General features: G+C 69.9%; 1 protein-coding gene. It reads right to left on the bottom strand.

The features are described from left to right. The coding region (locus HX773_RS21225; RefSeq protein WP_176973199.1) for an Ig-like domain-containing protein at positions 1-216 on the bottom strand (216 nt) is incomplete at both ends.

Raw genomic sequence — 216 nt, 5'->3', positions numbered from 1 at the left:
GGTGCCGTCGCTGGCGATGTTGCCGGTGACGCCGCCGGCGACCGCGTCGGTCACGGTGCCGATAACGGGCTGCGCGATAACGGTGTCGACGGTGATGGTGAAGGTCTCTGACATGACCGAGACGTTGCCCGCCGGGTCGGTGGCCCGGACGGTCAGCGCGTGGCTGCCCTCGGCAAACTTATCGCCGCCGGCGTGCTGCCAGGTCCAGCTGCCGTC

Source organism: Pantoea sp. B9002, assembly GCF_013385945.1.
Classification (GTDB): Bacteria; Pseudomonadota; Gammaproteobacteria; order Enterobacterales; family Enterobacteriaceae; genus Pantoea.
The sequence above is the reverse complement of the archived record's forward strand: the minus strand, read 5'-3'. Positions and strand labels throughout refer to the sequence as shown.